This is a genomic window from Pseudomonas saliphila (assembly GCF_008638345.1).
Taxonomy (GTDB): domain Bacteria; phylum Pseudomonadota; class Gammaproteobacteria; order Pseudomonadales; family Pseudomonadaceae; genus Halopseudomonas; species Halopseudomonas saliphila.
Genome location: NZ_VTVA01000003.1, coordinates 1 through 15,921 on the forward strand (window position 1 = coordinate 1; position 15,921 = coordinate 15,921).

The following is a 15,921-nucleotide window of genomic DNA, read 5'->3' on the forward strand; positions in this document are numbered from 1 at the left end:
TAGCGCGCCTGCGCTACGCCGATGCTCGTCTTCACCTCGGACATCCCGCACACCGCTGGCTTATCCTTCGGCCATCACCCCTCCTGCAGAGCCTCTGCAATGAGTTGCAGTGACATCAGCCGCTTCTCCGGGTCGAAGATATCGCAGACGATCATCAGTTCGTCCGCTGCGGTGTCCGCAATGAGCTGTTGCAGGCCGCGGCGCACGCTTTCACGGCTGCCAACAACACTGCAGCTGAGCATCTGCCCTGCCTGAGCCTTCTCCTGAGGGGACCAGTAGGTATCGATATCCTCGATCGGTGGCTGCATCAGGCCGCGTGTCCCGCGAAACAGGTCGGTGAACGACATCTGCTGTGAGGTAGCGAGATAACGTGCTTCCTCATCCGTCTCGGCTGCAATCACGTTAACCCCGACCAGCGCATAGGGCTTGTCCGCCTGCGCCGATGGTTTGAAGGTCGAACGATACACGTCTAACGCCTGGTGAAGCGCCTGGGGTGCGAAATGCGATGCGAAGCCATAAGGCAGCCCCAGGGCCGCCGCCAACTGCGCACCGAACAGGCTGGAGCCCAAAATCCAGAGCGGCACATTGGTGTCCACGCCAGGTATAGCCTCGATGCGCCGACCGGCCTTCCTGGGCCCAAGAAACCCCTGTAGCTCTTGAACATCCTGGGGGAAATTCTCGGCGTTGGCCGGGTTGCGGCGCAACGCTCGCAACGTCATCTGATCGGTCCCCGGCGCGCGGCCCAGCCCGAGGTCGATGCGTCCAGGAAACAGAGTTTCCAGGGTGCCGAACTGCTCTGCAATCACATAAGGCGCATGATTAGGCAGCATGATGCCGCCAGCGCCCACGCGGATGCTGCTGGTCCCGGCAGCGATGTGGGCAATAACGACCGAAGTAGCTGCGGTGGTCACGCCCGGCATATTGTGATGCTCGGCCACCCAGATGCGGCGGTAGCCCAGACGCTCAGCGTGCTGAGCCAGGGTGCGAGCCTCGTTGAGTGCGGTACGTGCGTCTGCCCCTTGACGCACACGCCCAAGTTCAAGAATAGAAAGCGGGATCATGTAAGGGTTTCCTTTGATAAAAAAGTCGCCTGCTGGGCAGGCGATCTGAAAGACTCGGCTTCAAGGCAATTGGATGGCCCAGTCTGGTTGAGATCAATCGTGGCTACAATCACAAGCATCGAAAAACTGTATTGCAAGGGGTGCAACACCCGAGGCTGAACACAATCAACCTATCAAGTAGGGGATCCAATGTCCTATCGTCTTCGCCCCGATCGAAACGCCGCTAAGGAAGTCGTCCGCGTCGCGCGCAAGCGTTTGCGCAAGGCCCGCGCCGCACTTGAGGCGCCGGCCAGCGAGCGCGCACAGGGCGTGCATCAGGCCCGCAAACGGTTCAAGGAAACCCGCGCCCTGCTTCGGCTGGTGCGCAAGCCGCTCGGCAAACACTTCGCCAGGGACAACCAGCGCCTGCGCGACGCCAGCCGGTCGCTCGCTGCGTCGCGAGACGCCACTGCCCTGATCGAGAGTTGGGACGCGCTGGCCGCAGCGAACGACAAACTGTTCTCTAGCCCGCCGGTGCAAACCGTGCGTAAACGCCTCGCAGATCGCATACCCAGCGCAGGTAACCAGTCAGAGGATGCCGCCATAGCCGATGTACTGGTGGCGATAGCAGCGCTGGAGGGTGATATCGGCTCCCTGAAACTGGACCGCAGCGGCTTCTCGCTCTATGCAGACGGTCTGGAGCGAACCTATCGCGACGGGCGCAAAGCGCTGAAAACCGCCATCCAAGAGCCGAACGCGCACAATCTTCACGAATGGCGCAAGCGGGTCAAGGATCACTGGTATCACACCCGGTTACTGCTGCTGAGCTGGCCGGCTCTGTTCAAACAACGTTCTCGATTACTCAAGGAGCTCTCCGAACTGCTCGGCGACGAGCATGACCTGTTCGTACTCTGCACACTGATCGAAAATGAACCGGCGTTGTTCGGCGCAGAACTCACGCGTAACCAGATTGCGTTTGCCGCCAGCCAGCGCCGCGAAGAATTGCAATCAGCCGCCTTTACACTGGGGCACCGGCTGTACGTCGACTCACCCGCGGTACTGCACAAAAGGTGGGCTCGCCTGTGGAAGCTCACTCGGCGCGATGGGTTCAGCAGTAAACGCGCTAGCCAAACGTTTCGGGGCAGCGAGTGCGGCGTGGTGAATCCCAGGCGTAACCACTGTCTCCCTTGAACCGGCCCCCATGGAGAAAGCCCGGCCGCTCGGCTTCTGCCTTCATGGATTACTGGCTTCGCGGTCTTCAGCGGCGGCGTTATTTGGCTGAAGTAACGTACTTCAATACCTCAACCACCTGCTCCGGTGTCTGTGCCCATGCCATCGCCGCTGCGTCCACCTCCTTCAGCGGATGGATGATGTCGTCATCGTGAAGCGTAATGTAGGGCGTACCGATGGCGGCGCAGTAACCGGCATCGAAGGCCGCGTTCCACTGTTTGTACTTGTCGCCGAAGCGGATCACTGCCACATCGCACTGCTCCAGCAGCGTCTTGGTGCGAATGCCGTTAACCTTGGCGGACTGATGATCGCGCCAAAACGGCACCTCAGGCTTGCCCAGCACATCGCCGGCAGCATCGCTGGCTTCGTGGTGCGTGACAGGCGCGGTGAATTCCACCGGCAACCCGGCGGCTTCCGCCCCGGCTTGAACCCGATTGCGCCAATCGGAATGGATCTCACCGGATAAATAAACAGTCCAGATCATGCGGTACCTCAGTTTGTCGGAAATTGGGGTCAGTTCAATCCGTCCCATTTTACGGATCTGTAAGACTCGGCTTCAAGCCAATCGGATGAGCACAGCCCAACCAGCTACGCGGGCCGTCCAGGGCTAATCCTTGTCCAGGCGGACGGTAGAGTCCACCGAGAAGTTGGAGTTGTTCAACTCGTTCACCTTTTTGCTCAAATGGCGACGGTGCAGGAACGAAATACCCTGCCGGGTACCCCAGGACGTAGGAGTCAATGTGCTCCCGGCATGGTCGCTTTTGATATTGAAGTCTCGAGTGGCGCTAATCGGCCGAGGTTCCGGGCCGTACAGCGCGATAAGCTGGATAGTCAGACATTCCAAACGTATGTCACCCTCAGGGCGATAGCCCTGCATCGGTATGCCAGCATGCCGCGCCAGGCGCTTGACGAGACCACCAAACGTACCGATATGCATGAACTCACCCGAGAGGAGCGGGCCCTGTCGAGTATTTTCACGCACGTTCTCGGGTGTCACCGGTACAGCTTTCCGATCGCCCTCTTCATCCTCACGCTCCTCGGTAACGGACTGTTCAAAATCCGTGACATCCATTGTGATATTGCCCACCGAGGTTTTGAGAGTAGCGAGAAGATACTCCACATAGATTGCCTCCTTGCTCATGTTGCTGATGATGCACAGCGCGTCCAGATCCTTTTCCCTGCCGCGGTTGATGATCACCCGGGGCGTGCGCTGCCGGCGAAAGCCGAAATACAACAACTGGGCGTATATCAGCCAGATAAGCATCGTCGCGATGCTAACGCCGATCTCGATTATCGTCTGGTTTGCTTCAATCCACTCAACCATGGGCTAAACGGAAGCTCCTCGATTAACAGATGTGGGGCCAGAGATGCCATGCGCGTATGACAATGAAAATGGTGATTTTGCGCACATTTTAAGCACGATGTTATCGGCCTGGGCGGGTTGCTATCTGGTGATGGGCGCTTCGGTCAACGGACTGTTTGCGATGATTCAGACAGTGCTACGGATCAGGTAGCGCCCCGCTGCATCCCCATCGCGTTCAGTTTCGCGACCCTGCTATGCCTTCGGTCAATTCCTCGGTCCCGCCATCGCCGGCTGGCTGATCGAAACCACCGGTGGCTTCACCGTAGCGTTTAGCTTCACTTTTGTGGTGCTGTCCGTGGGCTTTTTCCTGACGCTATTGATCCGCCGCTTTCCCAAAGAGTGGGCGGTTGGGGAGCCGAGGGCGGCGTCGGTGCAATCTTCTGAAGGCTCGGGATCAGTTAGATGAGCAAGCGAGCTCCTGCTTGTCCTCCAACGTCTAAATGCGGGGCCCTCACATCGACCCTCGCGACCACCGCACTGGGCACGGCGCTGGCCACTCCGCGATGATCGCTTGAGAAGCGGCCACTTTCCCGGCCGGAGAAGTTGCCGAGAACAATAAGATCACCTTTCCTCTCCGAACGGCTGCTTTCGGCCCAGAAGCGGGCGTTTAGCGTACAGAAAATACATCTGTCCCCTTTTCCGCAACCTTTCTGCCGCTGAAGATTTACCGCTCCAGCGACAGCATATCGATTTTAACTTTTGAGCTTGGCTGCGATTTGTGCGACGTGTTTACCCTGGTGACGGGCGATAGCCAACTCACGCTCGTCCGGCTGACGAGACCCGTCGCCACCTGCGATAGTTGACGCGCCGTAAGGCGTGCCACCGCCGACTTGCGAGATATCGAACAGCTCCGGAGTGGTATAGCCGATCGGCACGATGACCATCCCATGGTGAGCGAGTGTGGTCCAGGTGGAGGTGATGGTCATTTCCTCGCCGCCACCGGTCCCGGTGGAGGTGAACACGCTGGCAACCTTGCCTGCCAGAGCGCCCTTGGCCCAGAGCCCGCCGGTCTGATCGAAGAAGGTGCGCATCTGAGCGGACATGTTTCCGAAGCGGGTGGGTGTACCAATGATGATGGCATCATAATCAGCCAATTCCGACGGCGTCGCTTCCGGCGCGCTCTGGTCAGTCTTGCCGCCTGCCGCCGCGAAGGTTTCCGCATTCATGGTTTCGGGTACCCGCTTGACCACAACTTCGACGCCTGAAACGCTGCGCGCTCCTTCGGCTACCGTGTTGGCCATGGTTTCGATGTGGCCGTACATTGAATGATAGAGCACTAGGACTTTAGTCATTTTCACTTCCTCTTTCGGTGTGTTTGCATTGCGTGAACCGCCCTTTAACCGGGTGATCCAATTGCTTAATAAGCCCATTGGAGCCTCTCTGCTGGCCGTTGTTCAAGATGCGCCCCGGCGTGGAAGCCGGACTTACGCCACATCCACAAGGACGATTTCACTCTCTTCAAGGGCTGTGACCTGCAGCAGCTCTTCGTCGCGAATCGCCACGCCGTCGCCAGCCACCGCCTCTACCTCGTTGACCTGGATTCGTCCGCTAGCCGGTACCAGGTAGATCTTGCGTCCGGCTGCGATGCGGTATTCCGCCGTTTCGCCAGCCTGCAGCGTGGCAGCTACCAAGCGAGCGTCCGCTCTGATCGGCAATGCGCCGGTATCCTCCGGCGCGCCACTGGCGAGTGTGACGAACGATCCGCCGCGCTCGCCCTTTGGAAACGGCTTGGTGCCCCAGGATGGTGGCAGGCCGGATTCGTTCGGCATGATCCATATCTGAAAGATCTGGGTTACTTCGTCTTCCTCGTTCATCTCGCTGTGAGCAATACCGGTTCCAGCACTCATCACCTGCACGTCACCTGCTTCCGTGCGGCCACGATTGCCAAGATTATCCTGGTGCGTGATAGCACCTTTACGCACGTAAGTGATGATCTCCATGTCGCGGTGCGAGTGCCGGGGAAACCCCGAGTGCGGCGCGATGGTGTCATCGTTCCAGACTCGCAGACGCCCCCAGTGCATACGCTTGGGATCGTGATATTCGGCGAATGAGAAATGGTGACGCGTATCCAGCCAACCGTGGCGGGCGCCGCCCAGTTCTTTGTACGGACGCAGTTCGATCATTGCTGTATCTCCTGTTCGATAAGCACGAGCTGTAGCAATCTCGCCCCATTTACGAAGTGTTTCACGCTCGCTCCCGACCGTGAGGGCGAACCAGGTCCAACACTGGACCTGCCGGCACGACACCAGTTGGATTGATGGAGGCGTGGCTACGGTAGTAGTGCTCTTTGATGTGTTTCATGTTCACCGTCTCGGCTATGCCGGGCCATTGATAAAGCTCACGAACGTAGCCGGCGATATGCGGATAGTCCTCGATTCGCTTCAGGTTGCATTTGAAGTGACCGTGGTAAACGGCATCAAAGCGAATCAGGGTGGTAAACAGACGCCAGTCTGCTTCCGTAATCTGGTCGCCAAGCAGGTAACGCTGCGTCGCCAGGCGTTGCTCCAGTTCATCCAGCATCTCGAACAAGGGCAGCACGGCCTGTTCATAGGCATCCTGGGTTGTAGCGAAACCCGCCTTGTAGACCCCGTTGTTAACCCTGTCATAGACCTTGGCATTGATCTCGTCGATTTCTCGCCGCAGTGCTTCCGGATAATAGTCGCCAGGTTTCGCACCTATTTCGTCGAATGCAGAGTTGAGCATCCTGATGATCTCGGCTGATTCGTTGCTGACCAGAAGGTTTTGCTGTTTGTCCCAAAGCACGGGGACTGTCACACGCCCTGTGTAATCAGGATCATCAGCGGTATAGATCTGATGAAGGTACTGCGCTGCGTTCACCGGGTCGGCTATCACGCCGTCATCAGGCGCAAAGGTCCAGCCGTCTTCTGCCATCAAAGGGTTGACCACCGAGACCGAAATCATCGATTCCAATCCCTTCAATTTGCGAAAGATAAGTGTTCTATGCGCCCAGGGACACGCCAGAGAGACGTAAAGATGGTAACGGCCGGCTTCGGCCTGAAAGCCACCGGTGCCAGTCGGCCCGGGACTGCCATCGGCTGTGATCCAGTTGCGATACTGCGCTTCGCTGCGAGCAAAGCGGCCATTGTTGGATTCGGTGTCGTACCAGCGGTCAACCCACTGGCCTTCTATAAGCAAGCCCATCTTGATACCTCTACTGTTCGTTGAGAGAGCACCGGGGGATTTTCTCCCCCGGTGTGTCTGAAAGGTCGGTGAAGCTTATTGTCCGGACAGGGTTCCTGTAGGGATCAGGCCCGACGCACGGCGGTGAGCGGTCAACTGCCGATCGACCGAAAAGGCTCCGCCACCGCTGAATACCAGTCCTACTGACATGGCCAGCAGTGCTAGCGCGAACTCGTAACCGTCGTTGCTCATGAACAGGCCGTTGGGGAGATGGACCGCGAATATGGCAACCAGCATCGTAATGGCCAGCCCCATTGCTGCAGGCCGGGTCAACAGCCCGATCAAGAGTGCGATACCGCCAAAAAGCTCTGCGCTACCTGCACCCAATGCCATGAGGTATCCGGGCTCCAGGCCGATGGAGGCCATCCACTGGCCGGTGCCTTCCAGCCCGTAGCCACCGAAGCTGCCAAACAATTTCTGGGCGCCGTGGGCGACGAAAATGATGCCTGCAGGGATGCGCAGTGCCAGGCTAGTGAGATTGTTGTCGGTCGACAGTGCGCGGTAGATTGCTGAGTTCATCGTGTGCTTCCTCAAAATGTCAGTGTGGCTGGTTGATGCGTGCACTATAATTACTAGGCTCTAACCGTAATAGCGGAACAATTTGACCAATACAGTCAGGAAAACTGAACTATGATTTCACCACTGACACTGGATGCTTTAAGAACGCTCGACGCGATAGATCGCCGCCGCAGCTTCGCCGCAGCGGCGGACGAGCTGTTTCGCGTCCCGTCTGCGGTGTCCTACACGATCAACAAGCTGGAGGAGGAACTCGGTGTCGCATTGTTTGATCGCAGCCGGCGAAAAGCAGAGCTGACGGCGACCGGGCGCCTAGTGCTTGAACAGGGCCGCCAGATTCTGAAAGCCACTGATGAGCTAACCGCACTGGCCAGGCAGGCCGCAGATGGCTGGGAAGTGGAGCTGCGTATCTGCGTCGACAGCATACTGACCTGCGACTCGGCCTACGATTTGATAGAGGCATTCCAGCAGCTGCAGCCCAAGACCGAGATACGCCTTATCGAAGAGGTTCTCGGCGGCAGCTGGGATGCGCTTAACGACAATCGCTGCGACCTTGTGATCGGCGCCGAAGGCCCCCCTCCTGCGCAGGGATTTGCGCTTCATTCACTTGGAGAGGTGGTGTTCGAGTTCGCGGTTGCAGCCGGTCATCCCTTGACCAAGCTCCCCACGCCGCTGCCGGCGAACGCAATTCAGAATTACCCGACGGTTATCGTGGCCGACAGCTCAAGGCATTTACCCGTCCGCTCAGCCGGGCTGCTTGACGGACGCAGCCGCATTATCGTGCCCACGATCGAGCACAAGATCGAGGTCCAGACCAAGGGGTTGGGCGTCGGATACCTGCCGCGCCATCGGATAAGTCGGGAACTGGCGGAAGGTCGGTTGGAGCGTGTGGCATTGGATGTACCAAGACGGCCCATAGAGATATCGGCGGCTTGGGCGCGCGGCAATAGGGGCAAAGGGCTGAAGTGGTTTGTCGATCAACTCAGAAGCATGAGTTTCGATTCTGACAGCGGTCTTTTGATCCCTAAAGCAAATGCAGCTGAAAAATCTCCACATAAGGCATAAGCGTCGACTAGACAACCCAGCCCGTCTTCGGACCTTGCCCTGAATCCAGCCTTCAAATAAGTCAAAGCTGATGAGAGGTTACTCGGCGAATTCCTACCGTGGAGACAATTCACTTGCTGACAAAATCCACTTGTACAAATCTATAACGAGCTCTAACCAGGCATTAACGACTTATCGACACACTCTGGACAAAGCCAGTGTTTTGGTTTGGGCGATTCCTACGCCGGTGGGTATGCCCGTTAACTTCGAAACTCAAGCATCCTGTCGGTACCCAGTGCACCTCGCGCACTATCAAGTACTTCAAGATAGCCCATCCATGAGCCTGTTACTTGCGCTACATGGTTCTCGAGGACTTAGCGATTACTCACCTGAATGGGCGGTCATCGAATCCGTCGGGCTTTAGATTGGTTGCGGCCCACAGACGCTACACGGCTCGGTGCGAAGATATAAAAAGAGACCACGACCAAAAGCCGAGCCTGACCACTCGTGCGCGCAGGCGAAACCATCAACAGGCCCTACAACGCTGAGCTGATCTATCAACAGTCCAGGCTTAGCCAAGGAGCTATGGAAACCGGCACTTTGATATGGGTTCACTGGCTCAACCATATCCGGCTGAAGGGCCAGCCAAAGCGCCACGAATGCTGCGGTAATGTCCGCTTTTGGCCCAGAGTGGCCGTAAGCAGCCCCAACCCGATCCCGCATATCCATAACATCGCCCTTCACTTCACTGGGTTATAAAGCCCCGCTTTTCTGCACGCAGCGGAATATTTATGCTCACTGTTGTAACACTGCTTGTTGTGCGCGCTTTTCATCACCTTCTTGAAGCGGCGGCATTCGGTACTGCCGGGCTTGAATGGCCAACAACTCGGCTTCGTTTCCTTCACGACTGTCACATACCCAGGATTAGGCTTCGGCGGCTGCAGCGGCATCGCAGAGCGAGGCTGCTTCATGCTTACTGTGTTCACCTGAGTAGCCGGGACGTAGTTGGCGTCGTTGAATGCAGTTTGCTTAGGTTCGCTGGTAGACGGCGTTTCCGCAGGCTCAGCCAGCAGGCGGTTTACTTGCTCGTCGTAGTTATCAACGCGCTGCTTGCTCGATTGAGAAATCGCGGCCGGTTGGGCGTGATCCAGCATCGTTGGGGTGGCTCGGACAGCGACCGGGGACCCGGTCCCTAATGCCTCGTTGTTTTGCCAAATCAGCTGCTTCGAGTCGAGATAGTTTGCAACGGCACCAAACGCGATACACACCCCCAGAATCGACAGCCACAATCGGCTGTGTTTGCTCCGCCCTTTCCTGACCCGTCTCGGCGCATCATCCCAATCGGCGCGCAGTAACAGCTCTTCCAGCTTCTGCCGACGATCAGACATTTGCTATCCCACGACACCCTGGGTACTTCGAGCATCCCCAGAAAGCATTGCCTGCGTTGGCACCGCGCTTGGCCAGTCGTTTGATCATGGTGCTGTTGCACACCGGGCACATTGGGTTCTCAGATACCGGTTGGTGGGCTGGCTGTGCGGGCTCGGCGACTTTGGGTTCTGTAGGTGCTGCGTGACGCTGGGCAAGCCATGGTTTGAGCCGAGCTCCATCGATGAGCTGGATATTGCGGCCGGAGGCGAAAGCTTTCGCCGCATCAGTGAACTGGCCGGAGGTGACAACAAATCCCCCTGCAGCCCCTTCCACCGCCATCGCTCCAAAGAACTCACGAACCACCGGCACGCCGACCTTCTGTGAACGCCAGTGCTTGCACTGCACCAGGTACTTTTCCCCACCCTTGCGCAGGATCAGATCTATGCCGCCGTCCGGACCGTTACCGCCGGTTTCGGTGATGTTGTAGCCCTGCCTGCGAAAGGCTTCGCCAATGAGCTGCTCGAACTGCTGCCAGCTGAGTCCATCAATGGTTTTGCCGGGTTGGGTCGCGGCTTTAACGTCTTCGAGCAGAGCCTTGCGGCGATGACGGCTGAAGATGGAGCCTATGGCACCGATGAGGCAGGTGAAGGGAATCAGGTATTGGCCGATCATGGCGAAGGTATGCCAGAGCTGACTAACCATCACGCCCGACATATCTCCGGGCTTTACCCCGGCGGGAATAACGACAGGGCTACTGGCGACGGGATTCAGAATCAACCAGCTAACAAATCCAATCAATAAGCTGACCCACCAGGGCAGGCGGGAAAGGATCGTTACCAGGTCTTCGAACGTTGAAGTACGTCTACGCGCCATCCATGGGCTCCTGAGAGTGGCCTAATGCCTTGTCTTGTAAGGTAAACCTTCGCCGCAATAAAGGCCACAGCGGAGTACAGCTAAGTTCCCAGCCCCGAAGCGCTATGTCGGAGAAGAAGCGATCGTGATGCGTTGGGCAATCGACAACGAAAGCATGTGCTACTTCTTGTAGTTGAGATTTGATCGACTGGTCCGCGGCAATCACAAGCCAAACCCCGTCGGCGCGCAGGCGCACGCCAACCCCAGGAAACCCAACCGCAACCGAAACGCGCTCCTGGGGGTGTAGCGCGCCTGCGCTACGCCGATGCTCGTCTTTACCTTGGACATCCCGCACACCGCTGGCTTATCCTTCGGCCATCAAGGGACGGCAGTCAGCTCCCCGCAACGGAATGCCTGTTACCCGCTTTTCTCAGCTTACTCACGGCCCGTCCGTAGCCTGCTGATTTATACCTTCACAAAGCCGAATCCATGAGCAAACAAGCTGCATCCAGCAAGAAGACCAAGTCCTTCGAACAGACCCTGTGGGATACCGCGGACAAGCTGCGCGGCAGCGTCGAGTCCTCTGAATACAAGCACGTGGTGCTGAGCCTGATCTTTCTGAAGTTTGTCAGCGACACCTTTGAGGCACGCCGACAGGAGCTGATCGATCAGGGTCAGGGCGATTATGTCGACATGGTTGAGTTCTACACCATGCGTAACGTGTTCTACCTGCCGGAAGCGTCGCGCTGGTCGCACATTCAAAAGCATGCCAAGCAGGACGATATCGCGGTAAAGATCGACACTGCGCTACACACGGTCGAGAAGAGCAATCCATCGCTGCGCGGCGCGCTACCTGACAATTATTTTTCCCGTCTGGGGCTCGATTCGAGCAAGCTGGCTGCGCTGATCGATTCGATCGACAACATCGACACCGTGGCGGACAACGAGCAGGACGTGGTCGGCCGGGTCTATGAGTATTTTCTCGGCAATTTTGCCGCCACCGAGGGCAAGGGTGGTGGCGAGTTCTATACGCCCAAGTGCGTGGTCAACCTGATCGCCGAAATGATCGAGCCCTACCAGGGCAAAATCTATGACCCCTGCTGCGGGTCGGGCGGCATGTTTGTGCAGTCGATCAAGTTCATCGAGAACCACCAGGGCAACAAGAAAGACATCTCCATCTATGGTCAGGAACAGACTGCCACCACCTACAAGCTGGCGAAGATGAACCTGGCGATTCGCGGCATTGCCGGCAACCTGGGTGAAGTACCTGCTGATACCTTCTTCAAGGATCAGCATCCGGATTTGAAAGCCGACTTCATCATGGCCAACCCGCCGTTCAACCTGAAGGAATGGCGCGCCAGCAACGAGCTGAACCACGATTCGCGCTGGGCCGGCTACGAAGTACCGCCCACCGGCAACGCCAACTACGCCTGGATTCTGCACATGCTGGCCAAGCTGAGCGAGAACGGCGTGGCCGGTTTTGTATTGGCCAACGGCTCCATGAGCACCAACACCAGCGGCGAAGGGCTGATCCGCCAGAAGCTGATCGAGAACGACCATATCGATTGCATGATCGCCCTGCCCGGCCAGCTGTTCTACACCACACAGATTCCGGTGTGCCTGTGGTTCATGACCAAGAACAAGCGCGCCCAGCAGTTTACCGACGGCCGCAAGCACTTCCGCGACCGCCAGGGCGAAACCCTGTTTATTGACGCCCGCAACACGGGCAGCATGATCGACCGCACCCACAAGGAACTCACTACCGACGACATCGCCGACATCGCCCACACTTACCATGCCTGGCGCGGAGAACTCGACGGCGAAACCGTTTACGAGGACGTACCCGGCTTCTGCAAATCCGCCACGCTGGATGAGATCAAGGCCAACGATTACGTGCTGACGCCCGGCCGCTACGTCGGCGCTGCGGACGTGGAAGACGACGGTGTGCTGTTTGAGGAGAAGATGTCAGAACTGAGCCAGACCCTGTACCGGCAGATGAAAGAATCGGCGGAGTTGGATGCGGTGATTCGGCGGAATCTGGAGGGGTTGGGTTATGGGGAGTGAATGGAAGGAATACAAATTACGCGATGTGGCCAGAGTCATCACAGGTAAAACTCCGCCCGGCACCCTTGATCAGCACTTTGGTGGAGACGTTCTCTTCGTAACTCCCGGCGACATGGATGAACTCAAACACATCTCGAATACATCTCGTACGCTTTCGATAGAAGGTCAAAAAAGCATCAGCCGAATAATATTCGACCGAGGTATCGTTGTGTCTTGCATAGGCTGGCAAATGGGAAAGTCAGCTATCGTAAAGCAACGCGCCGCGACCAATCAGCAAATTAATACAGTGATTGCGGACGAGTCCATCATTGATATGGACTTTCTGTTTTACGTCTTGAAGTCTAAAAGAGAACAAATTTTCCAATTGGGTGCAACGGCGACAAGAACACCCATCGTTAAAAAATCATTATTTGAAAAAATATCTTTCAAAGCGCCATCTCTTTCTGAGCAGAAAAAGATCTCTGAGTGCCTGTCCAGTATCGACGACAAAATCGAACTCAACCGCGAGATGAACGCCACGCTCGAAGCCATGGCGCAGGCGTTGTTCAAAAGCTGGTTTGTGGATTTTGATCCGGTGATCGACAACGCCCTGGCCGCCGGCAATCCGATCCCCGACGAGCTGGCCGAGCGCGCCGAACGCCGCGCCAAGGGCGCACAGCAGCAATCGCCCGAACACCCCCACACCCTGCCCGCCGCCATCCGCCAGCAGTTTCCGGATCGCTTTGTCTTTACCGAAACTATGGGGTGGGTGCCGGAGGGGTGGACATCTGAGCCCTTGGATAGCATAGCAAGCTACCATAACGGCTTGGCGCTTCAGAAATTCAGACCAAAAGACGACGAGAGTGAGTATTTACCGGTAGTTAAAATTGCTCAGCTGAAGAAAGGATATGCGGACGGAGAAGAGAAAGCCTCACCGAATATCAAGCCAGAGTGCATCATCGATAACGGAGATGTAGTTTTCTCTTGGTCAGGATCCTTGGTCGTCGATATCTGGTGCGGCGGAAAGGCGGCGCTGAATCAGCATTTATTCAAGGTCACGTCGGACAGCTTCCCTAAATGGTTCTATCACCAGTTCACATGCCATCATCTCGAAGAATTTCAACGGATCGCTGCGGATAAGGCTGTAACTATGGGTCATATCAAGCGAGAGCATTTGCGCCAAGCTCTATGTGTTGTACCGCCACTCACGCTGCTAGCTGATTGCAGCGATGCATTCAAGTCGCTCCTCGACAAGTCAATCGAAACACGACTGGAAAGTAGACAACTCGAATTGCTCCGCGACACCCTCCTCCCCAAACTCCTCTCCGGCCAACTGCGCATACCCGAAGCCGAACAGCTGGTCGCCGAGGTGACCTCATAGCTGAGTGCGCGGCCCCCGGGTAGAAACAGCAAGAGATGCCGTGTGTTTCAGTTGTCGCGGATTTTGCGACAACTGCCGCTGACGGCGGACTACCAAGGCACACGTGGTTTCGTATGAAGGAAGCAAATGCGAAACGGTGCCAGGGAAGTCCAACGAGACCGACTCACCTGATCGAGGCGGGAACTGGGCTCAGATGAGCATTCCTTGATTCAGAGCGCGTCAAACGTCTAGACACTAGCCAGACGATCAAACATATCAGGGTACTGCTCGACCAGCTTTATCAGCAGCGCCGCCTGGGCGTTCGGCTTGGCCTTGCTCTGTTCCCAGTTGCGCAGTGTTTCAGGACTGGTTCGTATGCGCATGGCGAAGACCCTTTGTGACATCTTCATTTTCTTTCTCAGAGCGACGATTTCATCTGCCGTCACCTCGGGCGCGGGCCTGTCTGCGACAGTCACCTGGCGCAAGGTGATCTTGCCTTCCCGCTGCGCCGCCATCTCATCGATGCCCTGCATCATTTCGTCGAACAGATTGCGCTTGTTCATCTGGTACCTCGCTTGCTCAACTCTTTGGTTATGGCCTGTTTGAGCTGCTTCTCCTGGTCAGCGGTCAGGTAGTCGCCAACCCGCGCTGTGACAATAGAGGTTGTAGGCAGATTGCCTATAGTTTTCAAGCAAAGCCGGCGCCAGTAGCAGACGATGCGACGCAGTCGTGCTGTAATTTCCACCACCAAATGGTGGAAATTCAGCCACTCGGTGGTGGATTTTCCACCAGAAAAACTGTTCCGTCTGGCGTGTTTGACAACTCATGGCGGGGATATTGCAATGATGCGGCAGGCGAGATCGACTAGAGAGCTTCCCTTTGTAAAAACTGCCGGGGGACCCTCGGCAATTCGTCGCGGTGCGACGTTCCCCACCCGCTCGCGAGTTTACATGACGGGAAAAATTAACACTTTGAGTATGACTATCGAGCGAAAAGTAAACTCGATACGATCATCACCCGCAGGATTGATCCTGAAGCAGACACGAGACGCCCATGATTCACTCTTCATTTACGGGTATTCACGCCGAGCGTGCAGGACTCGCAGAATGTCGATGAACTCAACGCCCACTTGGTAGACAACAAGATAATTTGGATGGACGACCGCCTCACGAGAACCGCTGACTCTTCCGTCTCTGAAGATAAGGGGTGCTGTCGGGAGGCTCTCGACTGTGCGCAATATCTCAGCGTGTAAAGATGCCGCCGCGATGTGGTTACGCTGGTCTATGTAATCGACGATTTCAATAAGGTCGCTGGTGGCTTCTTCAGACCAGCGGACGGTCAGCACGCGCCTTCCTCCGTTTCTCAAGCTCAGCCCGCACCTTCGACATGGCTTCGTCGTGGGCCAGTTTTGGCTTTGTACTGTTCATCGCTTCCTGCACCTTGGTGCGGAACCAGTGGTCATAACTGGCCGCTTGCTCCTCGGTCTCGAATTCAGAAACGATCGGTGATAAATGAGCGCTCAAGGTTTATCTCCTCTGTTTAACGCAGTATACAGCTTCATTCAGCTATCGCTCAGAGAGGGTGGTCATTCTGCGGCGCAGTCGAGCAGGGTGGAGGATTTTACACCGTGATGGCCACACCCATGGGCAGGCTGATCTGACAGATGTGTCTGCATAACAAATCCTGGGGCGGAGAGGTGCCCGTGGAGGCAACTAATAAGAAATCCTTAGCAGGTCGTCTGCGCTGCTGCGCTCTCTAAGGAGATTTACACCCCTGCTGCCCACCTATTTGTTATTGCGCAACCCGCCGGACCCACTGTCAACAGCCATTAACACCCACTTACCGGCACTGCTAAGCACAGTTTATTTTGTATAGAAAACTCACACCCAAAGGGTTACTATTTA

At 56.7% G+C, this 15,921-nt stretch carries 16 protein-coding genes; 4 read left to right on the forward strand and 12 right to left on the reverse strand.

Annotated features, from left to right (window positions below; genetic code table 11):
- Positions 1 to 74 precede the first annotated feature (74 nt).
- Positions 75 to 1,061, reverse strand: coding sequence for an LLM class flavin-dependent oxidoreductase (locus tag FHK95_RS03930; RefSeq protein ID WP_150303316.1), 987 nt, complete (start codon positions 1,059 to 1,061; stop codon positions 75 to 77).
- Positions 1,062 to 1,250: 189 nt separating this feature from the next.
- Between FHK95_RS03930 and FHK95_RS03935 the strand changes: the two genes are divergently transcribed.
- Entirely contained in the window at positions 1,251 to 2,231 is a 981-nt protein-coding gene (locus tag FHK95_RS03935; RefSeq protein WP_150303317.1) for a CHAD domain-containing protein, read from the forward strand.
- A gap of 79 nt (positions 2,232 to 2,310) precedes the next feature.
- Here FHK95_RS03935 and FHK95_RS03940 read toward each other — a convergent pair whose 3' ends face one another.
- The 6 genes from FHK95_RS03940 to FHK95_RS03965 all read right to left on the reverse strand — a co-directional run bounded on the left by FHK95_RS03940 (position 2,311) and on the right by FHK95_RS03965 (position 7,353).
- The gene (locus tag FHK95_RS03940; RefSeq protein WP_150303318.1) at positions 2,311 to 2,754 is read right to left on the reverse strand and encodes a YtoQ family protein; all 444 of its coding nucleotides are present in this window, start codon (positions 2,752 to 2,754) and stop codon (positions 2,311 to 2,313) included.
- A 123-nt stretch (positions 2,755 to 2,877) separates the two neighbouring features.
- Positions 2,878 to 3,594, reverse strand: a complete 717-nt coding sequence (locus FHK95_RS03945; protein ID WP_150303319.1) for a hypothetical protein — start codon at positions 3,592 to 3,594, stop codon at positions 2,878 to 2,880.
- A gap of 731 nt (positions 3,595 to 4,325) precedes the next feature.
- Positions 4,326 to 4,925: an NAD(P)H:quinone oxidoreductase gene (gene wrbA, locus FHK95_RS03950; protein WP_150303320.1), complete on the reverse strand. Its 600-nt coding sequence runs from the start codon at positions 4,923 to 4,925 to the stop codon at positions 4,326 to 4,328.
- A gap of 132 nt (positions 4,926 to 5,057) precedes the next feature.
- Entirely contained in the window at positions 5,058 to 5,756 is a 699-nt protein-coding gene (locus tag FHK95_RS03955; RefSeq protein ID WP_150303321.1) for a pirin family protein, read from the reverse strand.
- Between the two features lie 61 nt (positions 5,757 to 5,817).
- On the reverse strand, positions 5,818 to 6,795 hold the full coding sequence (locus tag FHK95_RS03960; protein ID WP_150303322.1) for a glutathione S-transferase family protein: 978 nt from the start codon (positions 6,793 to 6,795) through the stop codon (positions 5,818 to 5,820).
- A gap of 75 nt (positions 6,796 to 6,870) precedes the next feature.
- Positions 6,871 to 7,353, reverse strand: a complete 483-nt coding sequence (locus FHK95_RS03965; RefSeq protein ID WP_150303323.1) for a DoxX family protein — start codon at positions 7,351 to 7,353, stop codon at positions 6,871 to 6,873.
- A 111-nt stretch (positions 7,354 to 7,464) separates the two neighbouring features.
- Here FHK95_RS03965 and FHK95_RS03970 point away from each other — a divergent pair, with 111 nt between their 5' ends.
- Entirely contained in the window at positions 7,465 to 8,415 is a 951-nt protein-coding gene (locus FHK95_RS03970) for a LysR family transcriptional regulator (RefSeq protein ID WP_150303324.1), read from the forward strand.
- Between the two features lie 719 nt (positions 8,416 to 9,134).
- Here FHK95_RS03970 and FHK95_RS03975 read toward each other — a convergent pair.
- Entirely contained in the window at positions 9,135 to 9,782 is a 648-nt protein-coding gene (locus FHK95_RS03975; RefSeq protein ID WP_150303325.1) for a hypothetical protein, read from the reverse strand.
- Complete coding sequence (locus FHK95_RS03980; protein WP_150303326.1) at positions 9,775 to 10,635, reverse strand: restriction endonuclease; 861 nt, start codon at positions 10,633 to 10,635, stop codon at positions 9,775 to 9,777. Before FHK95_RS03980 ends, FHK95_RS03975 begins: the two co-directional genes overlap by 8 nt.
- A gap of 468 nt (positions 10,636 to 11,103) precedes the next feature.
- Here FHK95_RS03980 and FHK95_RS03985 point away from each other — a divergent pair, with 468 nt between their 5' ends.
- Positions 11,104 to 12,678 (forward strand): class I SAM-dependent DNA methyltransferase, encoded by a 1,575-nt coding sequence (locus tag FHK95_RS03985; RefSeq protein WP_150303327.1) that lies wholly within the window; start codon positions 11,104 to 11,106, stop codon positions 12,676 to 12,678.
- Entirely contained in the window at positions 12,668 to 14,038 is a 1,371-nt protein-coding gene (locus FHK95_RS03990) for a restriction endonuclease subunit S (RefSeq protein ID WP_150303328.1), read from the forward strand. Before FHK95_RS03985 ends, FHK95_RS03990 begins: the two co-directional genes overlap by 11 nt.
- Before the next feature lie 227 nt (positions 14,039 to 14,265).
- Here FHK95_RS03990 and FHK95_RS03995 read toward each other — a convergent pair whose 3' ends face one another.
- The 3 genes from FHK95_RS03995 to relB all read right to left on the reverse strand — a co-directional run bounded on the left by FHK95_RS03995 (position 14,266) and on the right by relB (position 15,540).
- Entirely contained in the window at positions 14,266 to 14,580 is a 315-nt protein-coding gene (locus FHK95_RS03995) for a helix-turn-helix domain-containing protein (RefSeq protein ID WP_150303329.1), read from the reverse strand.
- A 506-nt stretch (positions 14,581 to 15,086) separates the two neighbouring features.
- Positions 15,087 to 15,359, reverse strand: coding sequence for a type II toxin-antitoxin system RelE/ParE family toxin (locus FHK95_RS04000; RefSeq protein ID WP_408003589.1), 273 nt, complete (start codon positions 15,357 to 15,359; stop codon positions 15,087 to 15,089).
- A complete protein-coding gene (relB, locus tag FHK95_RS04005; protein WP_150303331.1) occupies positions 15,340 to 15,540 on the reverse strand; it encodes a type II toxin-antitoxin system RelB family antitoxin in 201 nt (66 codons plus the stop codon). Before relB ends, FHK95_RS04000 begins: the two co-directional genes overlap by 20 nt.
- Positions 15,541 to 15,921 lie beyond the last annotated feature (381 nt).